Origin of the sequence: Pseudoalteromonas sp. ND6B, assembly GCF_000764215.1 — a bacterium.
Classification (GTDB): Bacteria; Pseudomonadota; Gammaproteobacteria; order Enterobacterales; family Alteromonadaceae; genus Pseudoalteromonas; species Pseudoalteromonas tetraodonis.
Map to the genome: position 1 here is coordinate 14,572 of NZ_JQFL01000081.1, position 19,641 is coordinate 34,212.

General features: G+C 43.2%; 18 protein-coding genes. 15 read left to right on the forward strand and 3 right to left on the reverse strand.

What is annotated here, in order from left to right:
* The first annotated feature begins 18 nt into the window (after positions 1 to 18).
* The 15 genes from rsmH (at position 19) to lpxC (ending at position 17,280) form a co-directional block, all read left to right on the forward strand.
* Positions 19 to 957 carry a 16S rRNA (cytosine(1402)-N(4))-methyltransferase RsmH gene (rsmH, locus tag ND6B_RS01030; protein WP_008110698.1) on the forward strand — a complete coding sequence of 313 codons (939 nt, stop codon included), beginning with the start codon at positions 19 to 21 and terminating at the stop codon, positions 955 to 957.
* Entirely contained in the window at positions 954 to 1,280 is a 327-nt protein-coding gene (ftsL, locus tag ND6B_RS01025) for a cell division protein FtsL (protein ID WP_008110697.1), read from the forward strand. The genes rsmH and ftsL overlap by 4 nt, the downstream gene beginning before the upstream one ends.
* Complete coding sequence (locus ND6B_RS01020; RefSeq protein WP_013464053.1) at positions 1,277 to 3,094, forward strand: peptidoglycan glycosyltransferase FtsI; 1,818 nt, start codon at positions 1,277 to 1,279, stop codon at positions 3,092 to 3,094. Before ftsL ends, ND6B_RS01020 begins: the two co-directional genes overlap by 4 nt.
* Complete coding sequence (murE, locus tag ND6B_RS01015; RefSeq protein ID WP_033104354.1) at positions 3,087 to 4,565, forward strand: UDP-N-acetylmuramoyl-L-alanyl-D-glutamate--2,6-diaminopimelate ligase; 1,479 nt, start codon at positions 3,087 to 3,089, stop codon at positions 4,563 to 4,565. Before ND6B_RS01020 ends, murE begins: the two co-directional genes overlap by 8 nt.
* Complete coding sequence (locus tag ND6B_RS01010; protein ID WP_008465281.1) at positions 4,562 to 5,950, forward strand: UDP-N-acetylmuramoyl-tripeptide--D-alanyl-D-alanine ligase; 1,389 nt, start codon at positions 4,562 to 4,564, stop codon at positions 5,948 to 5,950. Before murE ends, ND6B_RS01010 begins: the two co-directional genes overlap by 4 nt.
* Entirely contained in the window at positions 5,944 to 7,026 is a 1,083-nt protein-coding gene (gene mraY, locus ND6B_RS01005) for a phospho-N-acetylmuramoyl-pentapeptide-transferase (protein WP_008110692.1), read from the forward strand. Before ND6B_RS01010 ends, mraY begins: the two co-directional genes overlap by 7 nt.
* Positions 7,027 to 8,361, forward strand: coding sequence for a UDP-N-acetylmuramoyl-L-alanine--D-glutamate ligase (gene murD / locus ND6B_RS01000; protein WP_033104334.1), 1,335 nt, complete (start codon positions 7,027 to 7,029; stop codon positions 8,359 to 8,361).
* On the forward strand, positions 8,358 to 9,533 hold the full coding sequence (gene ftsW, locus ND6B_RS00995; protein ID WP_008465286.1) for a cell division protein FtsW: 1,176 nt from the start codon (positions 8,358 to 8,360) through the stop codon (positions 9,531 to 9,533). The genes murD and ftsW overlap by 4 nt, the downstream gene beginning before the upstream one ends.
* Positions 9,530 to 10,606: an undecaprenyldiphospho-muramoylpentapeptide beta-N-acetylglucosaminyltransferase gene (murG, locus tag ND6B_RS00990; RefSeq protein ID WP_033104335.1), complete on the forward strand. Its 1,077-nt coding sequence runs from the start codon at positions 9,530 to 9,532 to the stop codon at positions 10,604 to 10,606. Before ftsW ends, murG begins: the two co-directional genes overlap by 4 nt.
* Positions 10,607 to 10,648: 42 nt before the next feature.
* On the forward strand, positions 10,649 to 12,058 hold the full coding sequence (murC, locus tag ND6B_RS00985) for a UDP-N-acetylmuramate--L-alanine ligase (protein WP_216712925.1): 1,410 nt from the start codon (positions 10,649 to 10,651) through the stop codon (positions 12,056 to 12,058).
* Positions 12,055 to 12,975 carry a D-alanine--D-alanine ligase gene (locus ND6B_RS00980; protein WP_033104336.1) on the forward strand — a complete coding sequence of 307 codons (921 nt, stop codon included), beginning with the start codon at positions 12,055 to 12,057 and terminating at the stop codon, positions 12,973 to 12,975. Before murC ends, ND6B_RS00980 begins: the two co-directional genes overlap by 4 nt.
* Before the next feature lies 1 nt (position 12,976).
* Positions 12,977 to 13,738: a cell division protein FtsQ/DivIB gene (locus ND6B_RS00975; RefSeq protein ID WP_013464059.1), complete on the forward strand. Its 762-nt coding sequence runs from the start codon at positions 12,977 to 12,979 to the stop codon at positions 13,736 to 13,738.
* Positions 13,739 to 13,751: 13 nt separating this feature from the next.
* A complete protein-coding gene (gene ftsA, locus ND6B_RS00970; RefSeq protein ID WP_013464060.1) occupies positions 13,752 to 14,984 on the forward strand; it encodes a cell division protein FtsA in 1,233 nt (410 codons plus the stop codon).
* Positions 14,985 to 15,005: 21 nt separating this feature from the next.
* A complete protein-coding gene (gene ftsZ / locus ND6B_RS00965) occupies positions 15,006 to 16,262 on the forward strand; it encodes a cell division protein FtsZ (protein ID WP_013464061.1) in 1,257 nt (418 codons plus the stop codon).
* Between the two features lie 106 nt (positions 16,263 to 16,368).
* Positions 16,369 to 17,280, forward strand: coding sequence for a UDP-3-O-acyl-N-acetylglucosamine deacetylase (lpxC, locus tag ND6B_RS00960; RefSeq protein ID WP_013464062.1), 912 nt, complete (start codon positions 16,369 to 16,371; stop codon positions 17,278 to 17,280).
* Positions 17,281 to 17,383: 103 nt separating this feature from the next.
* Here the strand turns inward: lpxC and yjjG are convergent, their stop codons facing one another.
* The 3 genes from yjjG to ND6B_RS00945 are packed head-to-tail and all read right to left on the reverse strand — an operon-like array spanning position 17,384 to position 19,569.
* Entirely contained in the window at positions 17,384 to 18,058 is a 675-nt protein-coding gene (yjjG, locus tag ND6B_RS00955; RefSeq protein WP_013464063.1) for a pyrimidine 5'-nucleotidase, read from the reverse strand.
* 11 nt (positions 18,059 to 18,069) lie between these two features.
* Positions 18,070 to 18,609 carry an inosine/xanthosine triphosphatase gene (yjjX, locus tag ND6B_RS00950; RefSeq protein ID WP_033104337.1) on the reverse strand — a complete coding sequence of 180 codons (540 nt, stop codon included), beginning with the start codon at positions 18,607 to 18,609 and terminating at the stop codon, positions 18,070 to 18,072.
* A 60-nt stretch (positions 18,610 to 18,669) separates the two neighbouring features.
* Positions 18,670 to 19,569 (reverse strand): phosphoribulokinase, encoded by a 900-nt coding sequence (locus ND6B_RS00945; RefSeq protein WP_008114793.1) that lies wholly within the window; start codon positions 19,567 to 19,569, stop codon positions 18,670 to 18,672.
* Positions 19,570 to 19,641 lie beyond the last annotated feature (72 nt).

Here is a 19,641-nt window from a genome sequence, read left to right on the forward strand (position 1 = left end):
AAAGGCAAATAACAGCTAATGACAGCGCAATTTGAACACGTATCCGTATTAATGGACGAAACCATAGATGCACTTGCAATTAAGCCCGACGGCATATACATGGATGGTACCTTTGGACGTGGCGGACATTCAGGGCAAATATTAGCGCGCTTAGGTGAAAGCGGTCGTTTGCAGGCCATTGACCAAGATCCACAAGCGATAAAGTCTGCTGAAAAGTTTGCTGATGATCCACGTTTTTCAATTGCTCATTCTCGTTTTTCAAAGTTATACGAGGTAGCTGAGCAAAACGATCTTATTGGTCAGGTTGATGGCATTTTACTTGATATTGGTGTGTCGTCGCCGCAGCTAGATGACGCAGCGCGTGGCTTTAGCTTTATGAAAGATGGTCCGCTCGATATGAGAATGGATCCAAGTACAGGTCGCAGCGCAGCGCAGTGGTTAGCTGAGGCTGAATTAGATGACATTACTCATGTGATCAAAAAGCTAGGTGAAGAAAAATTTGGTAAGCGCATTGCGCACAAAATTTTAGAAGTGCGTGAACACACGCCAATCACTACCACTAAGCAGCTCGCAGATTTAGTTGATGAAGCCGTACCGGTGAAAGATAAGTTTAAACACCCTGCAACGCGGACTTTCCAGGCTATTCGTATTTATATCAATAGCGAATTAGAGGAAATTCAAACGGCATTACAAGCGGCGATTAAAGTTCTTAAGCCGGGTGGTCGCTTAGTTGTTATTTCTTTTCACTCTTTAGAAGATCGCATTGTAAAACAATTTATTAAAAAACAGAGTAAGGGAGAAGCGATACCCAGAGGTCTGCCTTTAACCGACGCACAAATAAATAAAAACCTGACGTTAAAAGCAGTGGGTAAAGCTATTAAACCAAGTGCTGATGAAGTGGCTCGCAATCCACGCTCTCGTAGCTCAGTACTAAGGATTGCACAGAGGTTGGGATGAGTAAAAAAGCGAGCTATCGCCAACCCAATTTATTTCTTGAAATAATTAAAGGCCTAGGTGCGAACAAGATCACCTTGGCCTTGTTGGTTGTGATATTCGCATCAAGCTTGAGTGTGGTGCAAGTAACTCATCTCTCTCGAGCGCAATTAATTGAGCAAGATTCGTTGCTCCAAGAGCGTGACGAATTGGATTTAGAATGGCGTTATTTTTTAGTTGAAGAAGAGTTTTATTCACAACATGCGCGCATTGAAGAAGTGGCAACGTCACAACTCGAAATGAAGCGGCCAACCAGCCAAGATGAGCAGGTAATTATATTACAATGAGAATGCGAGGCAAAAAACCAGTCAATAACCTAATCGCATGGCGCTTTATTTTAGTGTGCGCGGTGATTTTTTTAGTGTTTGTGACCTTGGTATCGCGTGCTGCGTACTTGCAAGTAATTGAACCGGATAAAGCGCGCTCTGAAAGCGATAAACGTACGGTACGGATTGAAAAACTGCATGTGCAACGCGGGATGATTTTCGATCGTAACGGTAAAGAGCTTGCCGTTAGTGTGCCTGTGGTAAGCGTGTATGCAGATCCTAAAGCCCTGCATAAATCACTGGTTAGTAAAGTACTTAGGCAAGCACGCAAAAACGGTGAAGATCAGCAAACGCTTCGTGAAAATGTTGCTGAGTTAAATAAGCGTACCGCCCTGTATTATAAAAATGATTTACGCTGGCGTGAATTGGCTGATGTGTTGCGCATTGAGCCTAGTAAAATTAACACGCGATTACTTGATGATCCTACTCGTCGCTTTGTGTATTTAAAACGCCAAGTGACTCCCGCTGTGGCTAATTACATCGGTGATTTACGCCTACCTGGTATTCATTTATTAGATGAATCAAAACGTTATTACCCTGCTGGTGAAGTAAGTGCGCATGTTATTGGGTTTACCAATATTGATGGTAAAGGCATTGAGGGCATAGAAAAGCTTTATGAAAACGCGTTAACCGGTGAAGAAGGTCGCCGTACCATTCGCAAAGATGCGCAAGGGCGTGAAGTTGAAGTGCTTGATGAACGCGAGCGAGTAGAGCCTGAAAGCATTCAGCTAAGTATTGATCAGCGAATTCAAGCCATTGCTTATAAAGCAGTTAAATCAGCGGTATTAACTTATAAAGCGACCTCAGGTTCTGCCATGGTAGTAGATGTTAAAACCGGTGAAGTCTTGGCCATGGTCAATAGCCCATCATTTAATCCTAACAACTTAAGCGGGGCGGCTCCTCATAAACGTCGTAACCGCGCTATTACCGATTTGTTTGAACCCGGCTCAACTGTTAAGCCTCTAGCCATTTTAGCTGGATTAGACTACGGCACAATCCAACCGGATGACAAAGTTGATACCTACCCAGGCTGGATGCGCTTAGGGGGCAGCTTAGTACAAGATACCCGTAATCATGGCGAAATGACGCTGCGCGAAATTTTAAAATACTCCAGTAATATGGGAGTAACCAAAATAAGCCAAACAGTACCCAAAGAGTACTTTGTGGGCCTGTATCAAAAAGTGGGGTTTGGCAGTGATAGTGGTACTGGCATGGTAGGCGAAAGTAGTGGCTTATTTTACCCTAATCGCCGTTGGTCAGATCATGAAATTGCAGCGCTCTCGTTTGGTTACAATATTGCCGTGAGTACCGCGCAAATGGCACGTTTTTACGCCATGTTAGGGGCAGGCGGAGTTAATCGTCCGCTTACTGTACTAAAGCAAGATTCTATACCTGAAGGTGAGCGTGTCTTTCAACAAGAAGATGTTGAAGCCGTTGTCCATATGATGGAAAGCGTATTTGAAGAAGGCGGTACCGCACGCCGTGTTAAAGTGGATGGTTACCGCGCTGCTGGTAAAACAGGCACCTCTAAAAAAGCCGCCGCAGGGGGCTATGGTGACGAATATGTAGGTTATTTTGCGGGCATTGCCCCTGCCAGTAACCCGCGATTAGCCGTTGTGGTATTAATCAACGAGCCCGGTGGAGATGTTTATTATGGCGGCGCAACAGCAGGTCCAGCGTTTGCCGAAATAATCTCTAATTCATTAAGAATTTTAAACGTTGCCCCAGACAAAGACTCGGTGGCATACGTGAAGGGCAAAGATGATGGTGCGTGATTTACACACAATTTTAAAACATTTAGAAATAGATGCAGCACATTTAATGGTAAACGAGCTGCGTTTAGATAGCCGCGATGTAAAACCAGGTGATGTGTTTGTGGCGATAAAAGGGCACCAGTTAGATGGTGGGCACTTTATTAGTAAAGCAATTGAAAATGGTGCCAGTGCAATTATTGCCGACAGACTGTGTGAATTTGAAAGTGATTTTGAGCCGCTTTATTTAGTCTCAGAATTGAATAAGAAACTGCCTGTATTGGCGAGTCAATTTTATCAACAACCGAGCAAGCACTTAGATTTAGTTGGCGTAACGGGCACCAATGGTAAATCGACTACCACAGCAATGATTGCTCATTTAGCGCAATTTTGTCATACCCAAGCCGCTATTATTGGTACCTTAGGTTATGGCCATCCAGATAACTTAACACCACTGCAAAATACTACGCCTTCAGCAGTCGATTTACAGCGTATTTTAAGCGACTTAAAAAATGAGCAACACCAATTGGTTGCTATGGAAGTGTCATCGCATGGTTTGGTACAGCACCGTGTTGATCAGTGTCATTTTAAAGCGGCGGTTTTTACTAACTTGTCGCGCGATCACTTAGATTACCATGGCGATATGCAAAGCTATGGTGATGCTAAATTGATGCTGTTTCGTGATTTTGATGCTGACCATGTCATTCTTAATCAGGATGACGGACAAGCAGAACAATGGATTGAAAAATACAGCTTTAATAGTCTTATTTGTTATGGCCGTAAAAACTTAGCCCCTAAAAATTCACAGTTTGTATATTTTTCAGATGTTCAGTATTTAGCAACCGGTATTTCGGCGCAATTAACTACTAGCTGGGGTGATGTTGCCATAAAATCACCGCTGTTTGGTGAATTTAACCTTTATAATCTAACGGCTGCGTTAGCAACGCTATTAGCGCTAGGCTATCCATTAACACAGTTAGTAGCAGGATGTGAGTATTTACAGCCGGTAGCCGGCAGGATGCAAGCATTTACAGCGCCAAGTATGCCTACTTGCGTTGTTGATTACGCGCATACGCCAGATGCGTTGGCTTTAGCGTTACAAGCGCTGCAGCAACATGTACCAGGTGGAGTGAGTTGTGTGTTTGGTTGTGGCGGCGACAGAGATAAAGGAAAGCGTGTACTAATGGCACAAGCTGCTGAGCAGTTTGCAGACAAAGTGATCATTACCAGTGATAACCCACGCTCTGAAGACCCTAATGACATTATTAATGATGTAGCTGCGGGATTAGAGCATCCAGAAAACGCTCATTTAGAGGCCGAACGCGGTGCCGCGATACAATTTGCTATAGATAACGCAAAAGCCGGTGAGGTTATTTTAATTGCCGGTAAAGGGCATGAAGACTATCAAATTATAGGCGATACACGCATCGATTTTTGCGACCGCCAATTTGTACAACAACAATTAAAAAAAGCAGTAAGAGGGTCTCAAGCATGATCCCAATGGATTTTGATTGGCTAGCTAATGTGCTAGCAACCGATTATCAAGGTGATAATCGCAAGGTGATAAATATAAACACCGACACCCGTACTTTGTGTGATGGTGAAGTGTTTTTGGCGCTTAAGGGCCCAAATTTTGATGGCCATAAATTTATTGAACAAGCAAAACAAAAAGGCGCTATAGGCGTGATTGTCGATCACGCTGTTGATACCGATATTGCTCAATTTGTAGTTGCCGATACCCGTATTGCATTAGGCACAATTGGTACAGCAGTGATGGCGCAAGTTGCACCTAAAACTATCGCTATTACTGGCAGTGTAGGTAAAACAACAGTTAAAGAAATGTGTGCCGCTATTTTATCAAGTAAAGGGGATGTATTAGCCACTAAAGGTAATTTTAACAACGACATTGGCGTACCGTTAACTTTACTCAGATTAGAGCCACAACATCGCTTTGCGGTTATTGAATTAGGCGCTAACCACATAGGTGAAATTGCGTACACCACCGCGATGACCAAACCGGATGTAGCTGTGGTATGTAATGTTGCTGCTGCCCACTTGGAAGGCTTTGGTAGCCTGCAAGGTGTGGCACAAGCAAAAGGTGAAATTTACGACGGATTAAAAGAGGATGGCATCGCCATCGTCAATTGCGATAGTGACTTTAGTCAATATTGGCTTGATAAGTTAGCAACGCGCAATATTAAATGTTTTTCGAGTAGTGAAAAGCTCGATATTTGGGCTGAAGACATCAGCCTAGATGCACAAGCTCGCGCAAGCTTTACTTTGTGCACCAAGCAACACAGTGTGCCGGTTAAGTTAGCACTGCCAGGTAAACACAATATTAGTAACGCGCTTATTGCTGCGGCGTTAACCAGTGAGTTTGACGTGTCACTTAAGGACATTGCCAGCGCGTTAGCGACCATGGGTGAAGTTAAAGGACGGGTTAACCTAATTGAAGCCAGTGATTCACTCACCATTATCGATGATACATACAATGCCAACGTAAAGTCGGTGAAAGCCGCGATTGATTTACTTAGTGATATTCAAGGTCATCGTATTTTGGCACTCGGTGATATGGGTGAACTTGGCGAAGATGCCCGTAAATATCATCAAGAAGTCGGTGAATACGCATTAGCGCAAGGCATTGATGAGTTATTTACACTCGGAGTATTAAGTAAATGTGCCAGTGATGTATTTGGGCTGCCAAATCGCCATTTCTCTAATCGTGAGCAAATGCTGCAGCAAATTCAAAACAGCATTAGCAAAGTAGATAAAAAAATTACCCTTGTCGTGAAAGGATCACGCAGTTCTCGCATGGAGCTTTTAGTAACCGATTTAGTTAATGGCCAGCAACAAGCCATCAATGGAGTATCATCATGTTAGTTTGGCTGGCTGAGTATTTAACTCAATATTATAGTGGCTTTAATGTTTTTTCGTATTTAACCCTGCGTGCCATTTTAGGTATTTTAACCGCATTGATGATGTCGTTGTATTTTGGTCCTAAGTTAATTCGTGCGCTGCAACGCATGCAAATAGGGCAAACAGTACGTGATGATGGTCCGCAATCGCACCTATCTAAATCGGGTACGCCGACCATGGGTGGCTTACTTATTTTAGGGGCTATTTTTACCAGCACATTATTATGGGCAGACTTGTCTAATAAATACGTATGGGCCACTTTATTTGTAATTGGCTCATTAGGTATTGTGGGCTTTATTGATGATTACCGTAAGGTGATCCGTAAAGATCCAAAAGGACTTATTGCAAAGTGGAAATACTTTTGGCAATCGGTAATTGCACTGGTTGTAGCCACTGCGCTTTACATGAGCAGCACACAAGCAACTGAAACGTCACTGGTAGTGCCATTTTTTAAAGATGTACTGCCACAGCTGGGGCTGTTTTATATCGTGATCACCTACTTTGCGTTGGTGGGCACGTCAAACGCGGTTAATTTAACCGACGGTCTAGACGGTTTAGCCATTGTACCTACTATTTTAGTGGCTGCAGCACTGGCCATTATTGCTTACTTAACGGGTAATATTAATTTTTCGGCTTATTTGCATATTCCGCATCTACCACTGGCGAGTGAGTTGGTTGTGGTATGTACCGCTATTGTAGGGGCTGGGTTAGGTTTTTTATGGTTTAACACGTATCCGGCGCAAGTATTTATGGGCGATGTAGGCTCATTAGCACTGGGTGGTGCATTGGGGATTATTGCCGTACTTGTTCGCCAAGAGCTGTTACTGATTATTATGGGGGGCGTGTTTGTAATGGAAGCGCTATCGGTAATTTTACAAGTTGGCTCTTACAAATTACGTGGGCAACGCATTTTTAGAATGGCGCCTATTCATCACCATTACGAACTTAAAGGTTGGCCGGAGCCACGCGTTATTGTGCGCTTTTGGATAATTTCTATTGTGCTGGTACTCGCTGGCCTTGCGACATTAAAGATCCGATAAATGCAGTATTTAAACGAGATAAAAAATAAACACATAACAGTGCTCGGACTCGGTGTAACCGGTCTGGGCATTGTGCGTTTTTTATTATCTCAATCAATACAGCCTTATGTGGTCGATAGCAGAGAGAATCCGCCAGGTGTTGATTGGCTCAATCAGCACGCACCTCAATTAAAAACTCACTTTGGTGACCTAGAAAATGCGGCGCTCAGTGCTTGCGATATGATTATTATTAGTCCTGGGCTGAGCTTAAAAACACCAGCAATTGTTAAGGCAATTAACGCAGGCGTTGAAGTGATTGGTGATGTTGAGTTATTTGCGCGCATTAATAGCAAACCAGTCGTTGCTGTAACCGGCTCTAATGGTAAATCAACCGTAGTAACACTTGCCTACGAAGTATTAAAAACCGCAGGTTACAAGGTGGCACTCGGTGGCAACATTGGCACAGCGGTACTGGATTTACTTGACGGTGACTTTGATGTATTTGTATTGGAGCTATCAAGTTTTCAGCTTGATACCACACGCAGCCTAAAAACGACTAGTGCAACCGTGCTTAATATTTCAGAAGATCATCTCGATCGTTATGATAGTTACCAATCCTATATAGATTCAAAACTAAGTATTTATAATGGTGCTGAACACATAGTGATTAATGCTGATGACATACAAACACACCCTGTGAGTCGCACGTTAGCACCACAACTGAGTTTTGGTGAAACACAAGGCAATTACCACTTAGCACAGCACAATAACGAAGCGCACTTTATGGTAAAGGACGAAGCTTATTTACCAGTAAGTACTTTAGCCGTTGTGGGTAAGCATAACTATTTAAATACCTTGGCAGTGATGGCGTTACTCAGCCCATTTACAATTACTAAGGCGCATTACAAAACCGCATTATCTCAATTTAATGGCTTAGCGCACCGTTGTCAGTTTGTGGGTGAGTTTAATGGCGTTAAATACTTTAACGACTCTAAAGCCACCAACGTAGGCGCAACAGTGGCGGCAATAGATAGTTTAGCGGGTAAGCACGAAAACCTAGTCGTTATTGCTGGTGGTGATGCAAAAGGCGCGGATTTAGAGGTGTTAAAGCCTTATATTGAAAAGCATGTAAAAGCGCTGATTTGTTTTGGTAAAGATGCCAAAGATTTAGTGGCACTGAGTGCTAAAGGTCATTTAACCAATAATATGTCTGAGGCTGTGACGCTTGCAAAGCAATTAAGTAAATCGGGCGATACCGTTTTACTCGCACCTGCCTGTGCCAGCATTGATATGTATAACAATTATATGCAACGCGGCGATGATTTTGTGCAATGTGTATTGCAGGGGCAGTCATGATTGCTTTTGCGGATATTAAAGAGGCTCTCACCCCTAAACCTTCAGCGCAGCTTTATGATGTGCCACTGCTTTATTGCATGCTAATGCTGATTGGCGTGGGCTTTGTTATGGTAACCAGTGCTTCAATGCCGACGGCCGATAGACTGTTTGGTAATATTTATCATTTTACTATCCGCCATGGCATTTTTTTAGGGCTATCGTTTTGTTTATTTTGCATTAGTACTCAAGTACCTATGTCGTGGTGGAAAAAAGCTAACCCCTATTTATTACTAATCGGTTTAGTACTGTTATTAGTGGTACTTATTGTAGGACGTGAAGTCAATGGTTCGACCCGCTGGATACCCGTAGGACCGTTTAATATTCAAGCCTCGGAGCTCGCTAAGTTGTTCTTCTTTAGTTATATCGCAGGCTACTTAGTACGTAAGCGCAATGAAGTTCAAGAAAACATAAAAGGCTTTGCTAAACCCATAGCGGTATTTGCAGTTTATGCAGCACTTATTTTAATGCAGCCCGATTTAGGGACTGTGGTGGTGATGTTTGTTACTACGGTTGGTTTGTTGTTTTTAGCCGGTGCCAAGCTTTGGCAGTTTTTTGCACTTATTTTAACCGGTATTGCGCTAGTGGTTGGGCTTATTGTGCTAGAGCCATATCGTATGGCGCGTGTGGTTGGCTTTTTAGAACCTTGGGATGACCCTTTTGGCAAAGGCTACCAATTAGTGCAATCACTAATGGCTTATAGTCAAGGCGATTGGTTTGGCCAAGGCCTAGGAAACAGCGTACAAAAATTACAATATTTACCAGAAGCGCACACCGACTTTATTTTTGCTGTTATTGCTGAAGAGTTAGGTTTTATGGGGGTGCTGAGCATTTTAATGGTACTGGGTACTTTAGTATTTAGAGCTTTACTCATTGGCCAAAACGCGCTTAAAAACGGCAAAGAATATGAAGGCTACTTAGCCTTAGCAATTGGTATTTGGTTTGCGTTTCAAACCATGGTTAATGTGGGCGCCAGTGCCGGTATTTTGCCAACCAAAGGATTAACCTTGCCGTTTATTTCTTATGGTGGCTCAAGTTTATTAATGATGACCATAGCAACCGGTATTTTATTACGTGTAGATTTTGAGACCAAGATGGCAACGAAACAAGCCACGTCAGGTGGAGCTAAGCGATGAGTAAAAAAATAGTCGTTGTAGCAGGGGGCACAGGTGGACATATTTTTCCAGGGATTGCCGTTGCTGATTATCTCAAACAGCAAGGTTGGCAAGTTAGCTGGATAGGCACCCCAGATAGAATGGAAGCCAGTGTCGTGCCCAAGCACAACATAGAAATTGATTTTATTGATGTAAAAGGCGTGCGAGGGAATGGTTTAAAACGCCTTATTAAAGCGCCATTCATGGTTATTAATGCAATATTGCAAGCGCGTAAGGTATTAAAACAACAACGCCCTGACGTCGTTTTAGCAATGGGGGGGTATGTAACTGGCCCAACAGGTATTGCGGCAAAAAGCCTAGGTATTCCTTTGGTGATTCACGAACAAAATGCCGTAGCAGGCATGAGCAATAAATGGCTAGCGAAATTTGCGAATCGCGTGTTAGCGGCTTTCCCTAGTGCTTTTGCCAGTGGAAAGGCTGAGCTGGTGGGTAACCCTGTGCGTCAGAGTGTGGTTGATATACCTAAGCGGGAAGTATCAAGCCCAATCAATATGCTTGTTGTGGGTGGCTCGTTAGGTGCGCAAGTACTCAACCAAACACTGCCAGAAGCATTTAAGCGCTTGAATGATACTTGTGCCATTAATATTTGGCATCAAACCGGTAAAGGGCACCTTGCTAGTGTAAGTGAAAGTTACCAGCAGCAACAAATGGGCAATGAGCAAGTGACCGTTGCTGAATTTATTGATGATATGGATACTGCTTATAGCTGGGCAGATATTGTGATTTGTCGTGCGGGTGCGCTTACGGTAAGTGAAATTGCCGCAGCGGGTAAAATGGCGGTATTTGTGCCGTTTCCACACGCGGTTGATGATCATCAAACAGCCAATGCACAGTATTTAGTAATGGCAGAAGGGGCGTTATTAATGTCACAGGGGCAATTTAATAAGCGCAGTATTGTTGAACTTTTAAGCCCCTATTTAGCCGAACCTTTATTAATAACTAAAATGGCTGCCAAAGCAAAACAGCAGGCTATTTTAGATGCCACAGCAAGCGTAGCGATGCACTGTGAGCAAGTAACAAATAAGAGAACATAAGTGAAACAGACATTAGCAAAAGAAAAATATACACGCCCAGCGATGCGCCGCATTGAAACTATTCACTTTGTAGGGATAGGCGGTGCAGGCATGGGTGGCATTGCAGAAGTACTTGCTTTTGAAGGTTACCGTATTACCGGTTCAGATATAGCTCACAGCGCAATGACTGAGCGTTTAATTAAAGCCGGTGCTGAAGTATTTATTGGCCATCATGAAAATAATGTAAAAGACGCTAATGTGGTGGTGGTTTCAAGTGCAATAGATAAAACAAACCCTGAAATTCAAGCCGCGCAAGCTGCACGTATTCCGGTGGTTCGTCGAGCAGAAATGTTAGCTGAACTGATGCGCTTTCGCCACGGTATCGCCATTGCGGGCACCCATGGTAAAACGACCACAACCAGCTTAATTGCGAGCATTTATGCACAAGCCGGGCTCGATCCAACCTTTATTATTGGTGGTTTGCTTAACAGTGCTGGCAGCAATGCTAAGGTAGGTAAAAGTGACTTTTTAATCGCCGAAGCAGATGAAAGCGATGCCTCATTTTTGCATTTACAGCCTATGGTGTCGGTGATCACTAATATTGAAGAAGATCACATGGAAACCTACGGCGGTAGTTTAGAAAAAATGAAAGATACTTATGTTGAATTCATTCATAACCTGCCTTTTTACGGGTTAGCGGTGGTGTGCATTGATTCAGACGTTGCTGCTGAATTGATCCCCCGTTTTGGTCGTCCAGTGATCACTTACGGTGAGTCACACGAGGCTGATTATCGAATGAGTGACTTTAGCCAAACAGCGAACACATGCCAATTTACGGTGACTAATAAACAAGGTGAGAGTTTAACCGCCAAGCTGAATATGCCGGGTAAACATAATGCCCTTAATGCAACCGCAGCGATTGCCGTCGCTAAAGATCAAAATATTGCGAATCATGCAATTTTAGCGGCTTTAGATACTTTTGAAGGTATTGGCCGTCGTTTTCAGCACTACGGTGAATTTGAAAATGAACGCGGCAGCGTGATGCTTGTTGATGACTATGGCCATCACCCATCAGAAGTGGCTGCTACTATCACTGCAGCACGAGAAGGCTGGCCTGATAAGCGTTTAGTGATGGTGTATCAGCCGCACCGTTATACGCGTACTCGCGATTTATACGAAGATTTTGTTAAGGTATTGGCTGAGGTTGATCAGCTTTTATTACTCGATGTTTACAGTGCTGGCGAAGAGCCGATTGTTGGCGCTGATAGTAAGAGTTTATGCCGTAGTTTGCGTCAGCGTGGCAAAGAGCCATTACATGTAGCCTCAAGCTCAGAGCTTGCGGGCGTACTTGCCAACTGCCTACAAAATAACGACCTAGTGCTCACACAAGGTGCGGGTAACATAGGTCAGCTTGTTAAAAATTTAGCAGCCACGAATATGTCGATAGAAAAATTAAAGCAAGGTGAAGTATGACACAGGTAAATTCCCAGTTTGGTAAAGTAGCGGTGCTGCTAGGTGGAAACTCAGCAGAGCGTGACGTGTCATTAAAATCTGGTCAAGCGGTATTAAATGCGCTGTTAGAAGTTGGCATTGATGCGATAGCGTTTGATCCACAAAATCGTTCGTTATGGGAATTAAACTCGTTAAACGTTGATCGCGTTTTTATTGCTTTACATGGGCGTGGTGGTGAAGACGGCACGGTACAAGGTGCTCTAGAATTTATGAACCTGCCGTATACCGGCAGTAATGTTCTGGGTTCGGCACTGGCAATGGATAAAATTCGTTGTAAGCATTTGTTTAAATCGGCAGGCTTAAGCACCGCACCTTATGCCGTGGTTGATGCTAAAAAAGGCTTTGATGCCAATGCCATTATGGCGCAATTTAAAAAGGTAATGGTTAAGCCATCGCACGAGGGCTCCAGTATCGGTATGGCGCAAGCAAGCTCTGCAGAAGAACTTGAAGATGCGCTCACTAATGCATTTAAGTTCGACAGCCAAGTATTGGTAGAGCAGTGGATCACGGGTCGTGAATTTACCATTACGGTCTTGGGTGATGAAGTACAACCTGTGATTGAAATGAGCACCCCAAACGGATTTTATGACTACCAAGCTAAATATCAGTCAAGTAGTACGCAATATCATTGCCCTGCTGATTTATCACCATCGGATACTCAAAAATTACAAGCGATGGCGCTTGATGCGTTTGATTTAGTAGGTGCAAGTGGCTGGGGACGAGTCGATGCGATGCAAGATGAACAAGGACATTTTTACTTACTAGAAGTGAATACCGTACCAGGCATGACAGAAAAATCATTGGTGCCAATGGCAGCAAAAGCCAACGGGGCAAGTTTTGAGCAATTAGTTGTTCGCATTTTGGAGCAAACCCTTTAATATGCATCCCTTTTTAGAGAAAGCGCAGCAACTAAAACAGCAACTTAACTGGTCGCTGATTTTTGGAGTGAGTTTTTTTCTAGCCGTGGTGATAGGGTTAATTGAAATAACCAGTGGGGTTTCGCACTGGTTAGTTGAAAATAAAGATGCACAAATTAAGCATTTAACGGTGCTGGGGAACCCTAAGTACACCGATGAAAAAGCAATAACAGCGGCAATAAAAAAAGCAGATTTAAGCAGTTTTTTTGAGCTAAACGTAAAGCAAGTTCAGCATTTAGTACAAGAGCTGCCTTGGGTTGCAACGGTATCGGTAAGAAAGCAATGGCCTGATACCATTCAAGTTTACGTGGTAGAACATCAAGCGGTTGCTCACTGGAATAGTGACTTGCTGATTAATCAAAGCGGTGACGCGTTTGAAGCAAAAAGTGATAAGTTAAGTGCCACTTTACCCCAACTATATGGGCCAGAGGGCAGTGAAAAAGAAGCATGGGTAGCGTTTAAACAGTTTGATGAAATGCTCAAAGTCAATGCATTAACGCTCACTAGCCTTGCGCTATCTGAGCGGTTTTCGTGGCAACTTTGGTTAGATAACGGTGTGCGTTTAAATTTAGGACGCAAAGATAAAGCCAAACGTGTACAACGTTTTATAGACGTTTATTCACGTATAGAAAAACGTGCTGATGCACAGATAGATGCAATTGATTTACGCTACGATACCGGCCTTGCAGTGAGCTATAAGCCACTGCAAGAACAGCAATTATAATAAAGAGTAAGGCATGACTAAGTCAGCAGAAAGAAACCTAGTGATTGGATTAGACGTTGGCACTTCTAAAGTAGTGGCCACGGTAGGTGAAATCACCACAGATAACAAGCTCAGCATTGTTGGCGTGGGGAGCCAAGTATCTCATGGAATGGATAAAGGCGGTGTTAACGATTTAAATTTAGTGTCTGAGTCTATTCGCCGCGCTATAGATGAAGCCGAATTGATGGCTGATTGTCGTATTAGCTCGGTTTATTTGGGTATTTCTGGCAAGCATATTCAGTGTCAGAACGAAAGCGGTGTTGTGGCTATTAATAACACCGAAGTAACCGATGAAGACATTGAAAATGTAATACACATTGCTCGTTCAGTGCCAATTTCAGCTGAACGCAAAATGTTGCATGCTTTGCCGCAAGAGTACAGCATTGATATGCAAGAGGGGATTAAAAACCCACTCGGCATGAGCGGTGTGCGCATGGAAGCACGCGCGCACATTATTACCTGCTCCAACGACATGGCTAAAAATATAGAAAAATGTGTTGAACGTTGCGGGCTTGAAGTTGACCAACTTATATTCACAGCGCTTGCTTCGTGTTATTCCGTTCTGACGGATGACGAAAAAGAGTTAGGTGTTGCGGTGCTTGATATTGGTGGTGGTACCATGGATATCACTATTTATATTAATGGTGCGCTGCGTCATTCGGCGGTTATTCCGGTGGCAGGTAACCAAGTAACCGGTGATATTGCAAAAATATTTCGTACACCTATATCACATGCTGAGTCACTCAAAGTACAATATGCCTGTGCAAGTAGCCAAATGGCGAGCAGCGAAGACACGATTGAAGTGCCAAGCGTAGGTGGGCGACCAGCAAGACTGATGTCTAGGCACACGTTATCAGAAGTGGTTGAGCCACGTTTTAGAGAATTATTTGAACTGGCGATGGAAGAAATTCGTCGTTCAGGATTAGAAGACCAAATTGCAGCAGGTCTCGTCATTACTGGCGGAACTGCTAAAATGACTGGCGCAATGGAAGTGGCTGAAGATATTTTTCAGATGCCAGTAAGAATAGGTAAACCAATTGGTGTAGTAGGTTTAACTGATTATGTTGATGATCCATCGTACGCAACCGCTGTAGGTTTGTTACAATACGGGCGTACTATGCAGTCGATGAATGCACAAAAGTCGAAAGCGGATGATAATAATAATTGGTGGAACCGCATCACAAAATGGTTTCAAGGCGAGTTTTAGTACTCAAGTCGGAGAGTAAATATGTTTGATATAATGGAACAACACAGCGAAGAAGCTGTAATAAAAGTAATCGGTGTTGGTGGCGGCGGCGGTAACGCAGTTGAGCACATGGTAAAACAACAAATAGAAGGTGTTCGTTTTATTGCAGCGAATACGGATGCACAAGCATTACGTAATTCAGCCGCTGATGTAACGGTACAATTAGGTACGCAAATAACCTCTGGGTTAGGTGCGGGTGCAAACCCTGAAGTAGGCCGTCAGTCGGCTGAAGAAGACGCAGAAACGATTCGTGCCAGCCTTGAAGGCGCCGATATGGTATTTATAGCGGCAGGTATGGGCGGCGGTACAGGGACCGGAGCAGCGCCAGTCGTGGCTAAAATTGCTAAAGAGCTGGGCATTCTAACCGTGGCAGTTGTAACGCGTCCATTTGATTTTGAAGGTAAAAAACGTGCTGCTGCTGCAGAGCAGGGGATTAGCGAATTGTCTGAAATCGTGGACTCGTTAATTACTATTCCAAATAACAAATTACTAAAAGTATTAGGTAAAGGGACAACTTTACTGGATGCGTTTGCTAAAGCAAATGACGTATTATTTGGTGCGGTACAGGGTATTGCTGAGCTAATCACACGCTCGGGTCTAATTAACGTGGATTTCGCCGACGTACGTACTGTTATGTCTGCAATGGGTACAGCCATGATGGGGACTGCATCTGCCTCGGGTCCTGATCGTGCACAAGAAGCAGCAGAAGCGGCTATTTCAAGCCCATTACTAGAAGACGTTGATTTAACCGGTGCTAAAGGTATCTTGGTTAATATTACTGCCGGCATGGATATCGCGATTGAAGAATTTGAAATCGTAGGTAATCACGTTAAGGCGCTAGCGTCTGAAAACGCAACGGTGGTTGTGGGTGCGGTAATCGACCCTGAAATGACAGACGAGCTACGTGTAACGGTTGTTGCAACTGGCTTAGGCGGCGATCGTCGTCCACAGTTTGGTATTGTAGATAATGGCTTTAAAAAAGCATCAGGTTCTGATGTAGCCAGTTCAAGCACGCAAACGAGCAGCAGCATGTATGTACCTAGCTTTGCAAGCCAAGGCACAAGCACGACTGAAGAGCCTGCCACGACATCGCAAACAGAATCAAAAGAGCAAAGCACATCGACGAGCTCTTCAAGTTCTTCAGCGAATACGTCGTCAAGCAGTGCTAAGAAAACAGATAAATCTGAAGGTGGCGATTATTTCGACATCCCTGCTTTTTTACGTAAACAAGCAGATTAATAAAAAACAGTACTTTTGTGCGAAATGTGAACAAATATTGTAGTTATACCGTATTTATGCTACACTCCGCCGTCTAACTGTAATATATACTAAAGTGAGCGAACCTATGATTAAACAGCGTACGATTGCACAAGTAGTCAAAGCCATAGGAATTGGACTTCATAAAGGTGAGAAGGTCACAATAACTCTCCGACCTGCGAGCGCAAATACTGGGATTGTATTTCGTCGTGTCGACCTTGATCCGGTTGTTGATTTTGAAACAACACCTGAAGCCGTTGGTGATACGCAATTGTGTACCTGTTTAATTAACAAAGATGGCGTTCGCTTATCGACTACTGAGCACTTAATTGCTGCGGTTGCGGCAATGGGTATCGACAATTTAATTGTTGAACTTGATAGCTCAGAAGTACCAATAATGGATGGTAGTGCATTGCCATTCATTTATTTATTACAAAAAGGCGGCATTGAAGAGCAAAATGTTGCAAAACGCTTTATTCGTATTAAAGAAAAAGTACGTATTGAAGAAGGTGATAAATGGGCCGAAGTAGAACCTTACGACGGATTCCACATCGATTTCGAAATTGCCTTCGATCACCCTGCAATTAATGAAAGCCGCCAACGTGTTGGTTTAGATATTACGGCACAAAGCTTTACTGAAGAGATAAGCCGTGCACGTACTTTTGGCTTTATGAAAGACATTGAATACATGCATGCTAACAACCTAGCACTAGGTGGCAGCATGGATAGTGCAGTGGTACTTGATGAATTTAAAGTTTTAAATCCGAACGGTTTGCGTTACGCAGACGAGTTCGTCAAGCATAAGATACTAGACTGTGTAGGTGACATGTTTATGACAGGTCACAACCTTTTAGGCAAAGTAACCGCATTTAAATCAGGCCATGATTTAAATAATAAGTTACTACGCAAAATTATGGCAACAGAGTCAGCATGGGAGTGGGCAACCTTTGAAACGCCTGTGACGATGCCTGCACCCGGCCTTGAGCTAGCTAACGCCTAATTAGTTAATCACTTATATACAGTTATAAAAAATGACGCTTATTAGCGTCATTTTTTTGTTTGTTAATTAGCTAAACAGCTAAATTACACTCAGGCTTTTATTATCAAAGTCCTAATATAGTTTGCAACTGTTTAAGCTGGGTTACCTGATATGTTGGTTTAATTCCCTCAGGCAAGTTCACGCCAGGATGTTGCAGCCAACAAGTGTCAATTCCCACATTTTGACCGCCAAGAATATCACTACTGGCGGTATCACCGACCATTAAAATTTGCTCTTTCGGTGGATTACCCATTAAGTTAAAGGTGTGCTCAAATATCTCTTTTGCAGGTTTAGCAATGCCGACTTGCTCAGAAATAACCAACCAGTCAAACATATCTTGCAGCCCTGTATGCGCTAGGCGACGTGCTTGTAACTGAGAAAAACCATTGGTAATAATGCCCAGCTTGGCATGGGGTTTAAGGGCATTTAATAATTCAACGGCGCCGGGTAAAGGCATACAAATTTCGGCCATTGCTGATAAAAAATCATCATTGAGCTGTTGAGCTGGCACATCTAGTTTATTTGCCAGTTCGCTAAAACGAGTTACTTGTAAGTGACTTGAGGTGATCTCGTTGTTTTGATAAGCAATCCATAATGACTTATTGGTGTTTTGATAATGGGCATAATCTGCCTCGGTAAAATCCATGTCATAGGTTGCTAGCATGTTTTTAAGGCCAGCAAAGGCATTAAAGCTAAATAAGGTTTCGTCGGCATCAAATAATACGTAGTTATACTTCATTAAAACATCCGTTATTGATTATATAGAGTGGGATTAAGAAAAGGCGCCATGGCGAGTGTCAGCGCTTGAGTATAGGTACTTTCTCGTGTTGCATGATGATCAGTTAATAAGCCAATAGCACCCCCTTGCTGTTTAATATTGGTGGTATTAAAAGCTTTATCCATCACGTCACCAAGCTCTTCACCTTGAAGCAATGCTTTATAAAACACAGTGGGCAGGGGTAAGTTACTGCTTCGGCCTGTAACTTGCTGTGCGCCATTATCAATAACTACATAGGCAAAGGTTGCCGCACCATAGCTAAATTGCGCTGCACCACCTTCCATCGCCATATAGTAGTCTGCCTGATAGTGGTTTTTACAGTAATTAACGCGATTTTGTGCCCCTAAGCAGGTTTGCTCTTCACCTAAGGGTTGATCGGGTACCTCTGAGGGCGCGTGAACACCACTACATTCGATTACACGCTCAGGAAAATACATCGCAAAAATATGTTTAGCGGCATTGATTTTTACTGGGTTTTTAGACCCAACAATAATTTTAATTGATTGCGACATATTAAACTCGTCATACTTAAAATCAGCAGTGTACGTGAGTTAGGGTTCACAAAAAAGAGTCTAAATAGGAATTTCAGGCGGGGCTAACTTTGCTAAGGCGCGTTTTTTCAAAATAATATCTTTTATTAGAGGCGTGAGCACCAGTTCCATCGCGAGACCCATTTTACCACCAGGCACCACTAAGGTGTTTATACGCGACATAAAACTGCCTTCAATCATCCGCAAATAATACGGAAAATCAACATCATCAATCCCCCTAAAGCGAATCACAACAAAGCTTTCATCAAGGGAGGGGATATCTTTAGCGCTAAATGGGTTGGAAGTATCAACGGTGGGGACTCGCTGAAAGTTAATATGGGTACGAGAAAATTGCGGCGTTATATGATTAATGTAGTCATCCATACTGCGCACAATAGAGTCCATGACTTTTTCACGAGAGTGGCCGCGTTCTGAGGTGTCGCGAATGAGCTTTTGGATCCATTCAAGGTTAATAATAGGCACCATGCCTATGAGTAAATCAACATGTTTAGCAACATCATGATCTTCATCAACTACACCGCCATGTAGACCTTCGTAAAACATCAGATCTGTATTTTGCTCAAGTTCTTGCCATGGGGTAAATGTCCCAGGTAACTGGTTATAAGGCACGGCTTCATCAAAGGTGTGTAAATAACGACGAAGTTTTCCTTCGCCGGTTTCACCGTATTTAGTAAATAAGTCTTCTAAGGCGCCAAAGTCGTTAGCTTCTCGGCCAAAATAGCTAATGTGTTTACTTTCTTGCTGTGCTTCACGAATTTTTTTGTCCATTTCAGGACGTGTATAACGATGAAAGCTATCACCTTCGATAAATGCCGCATTGATATCAAGGCTACGGAAAATATGCTTCACGGCGTTAGTGGTGGTTGTTGTGCCTGCTCCAGATGAGCCGGTGATTGCAATAATAGGGTGTTTAGCTGACATGTTTGTTCTCTTTTTTATGACCCGTTAGTTATAAAGACCTTACTAAGCTAGGTCAAGTGACGTCATCAGTAA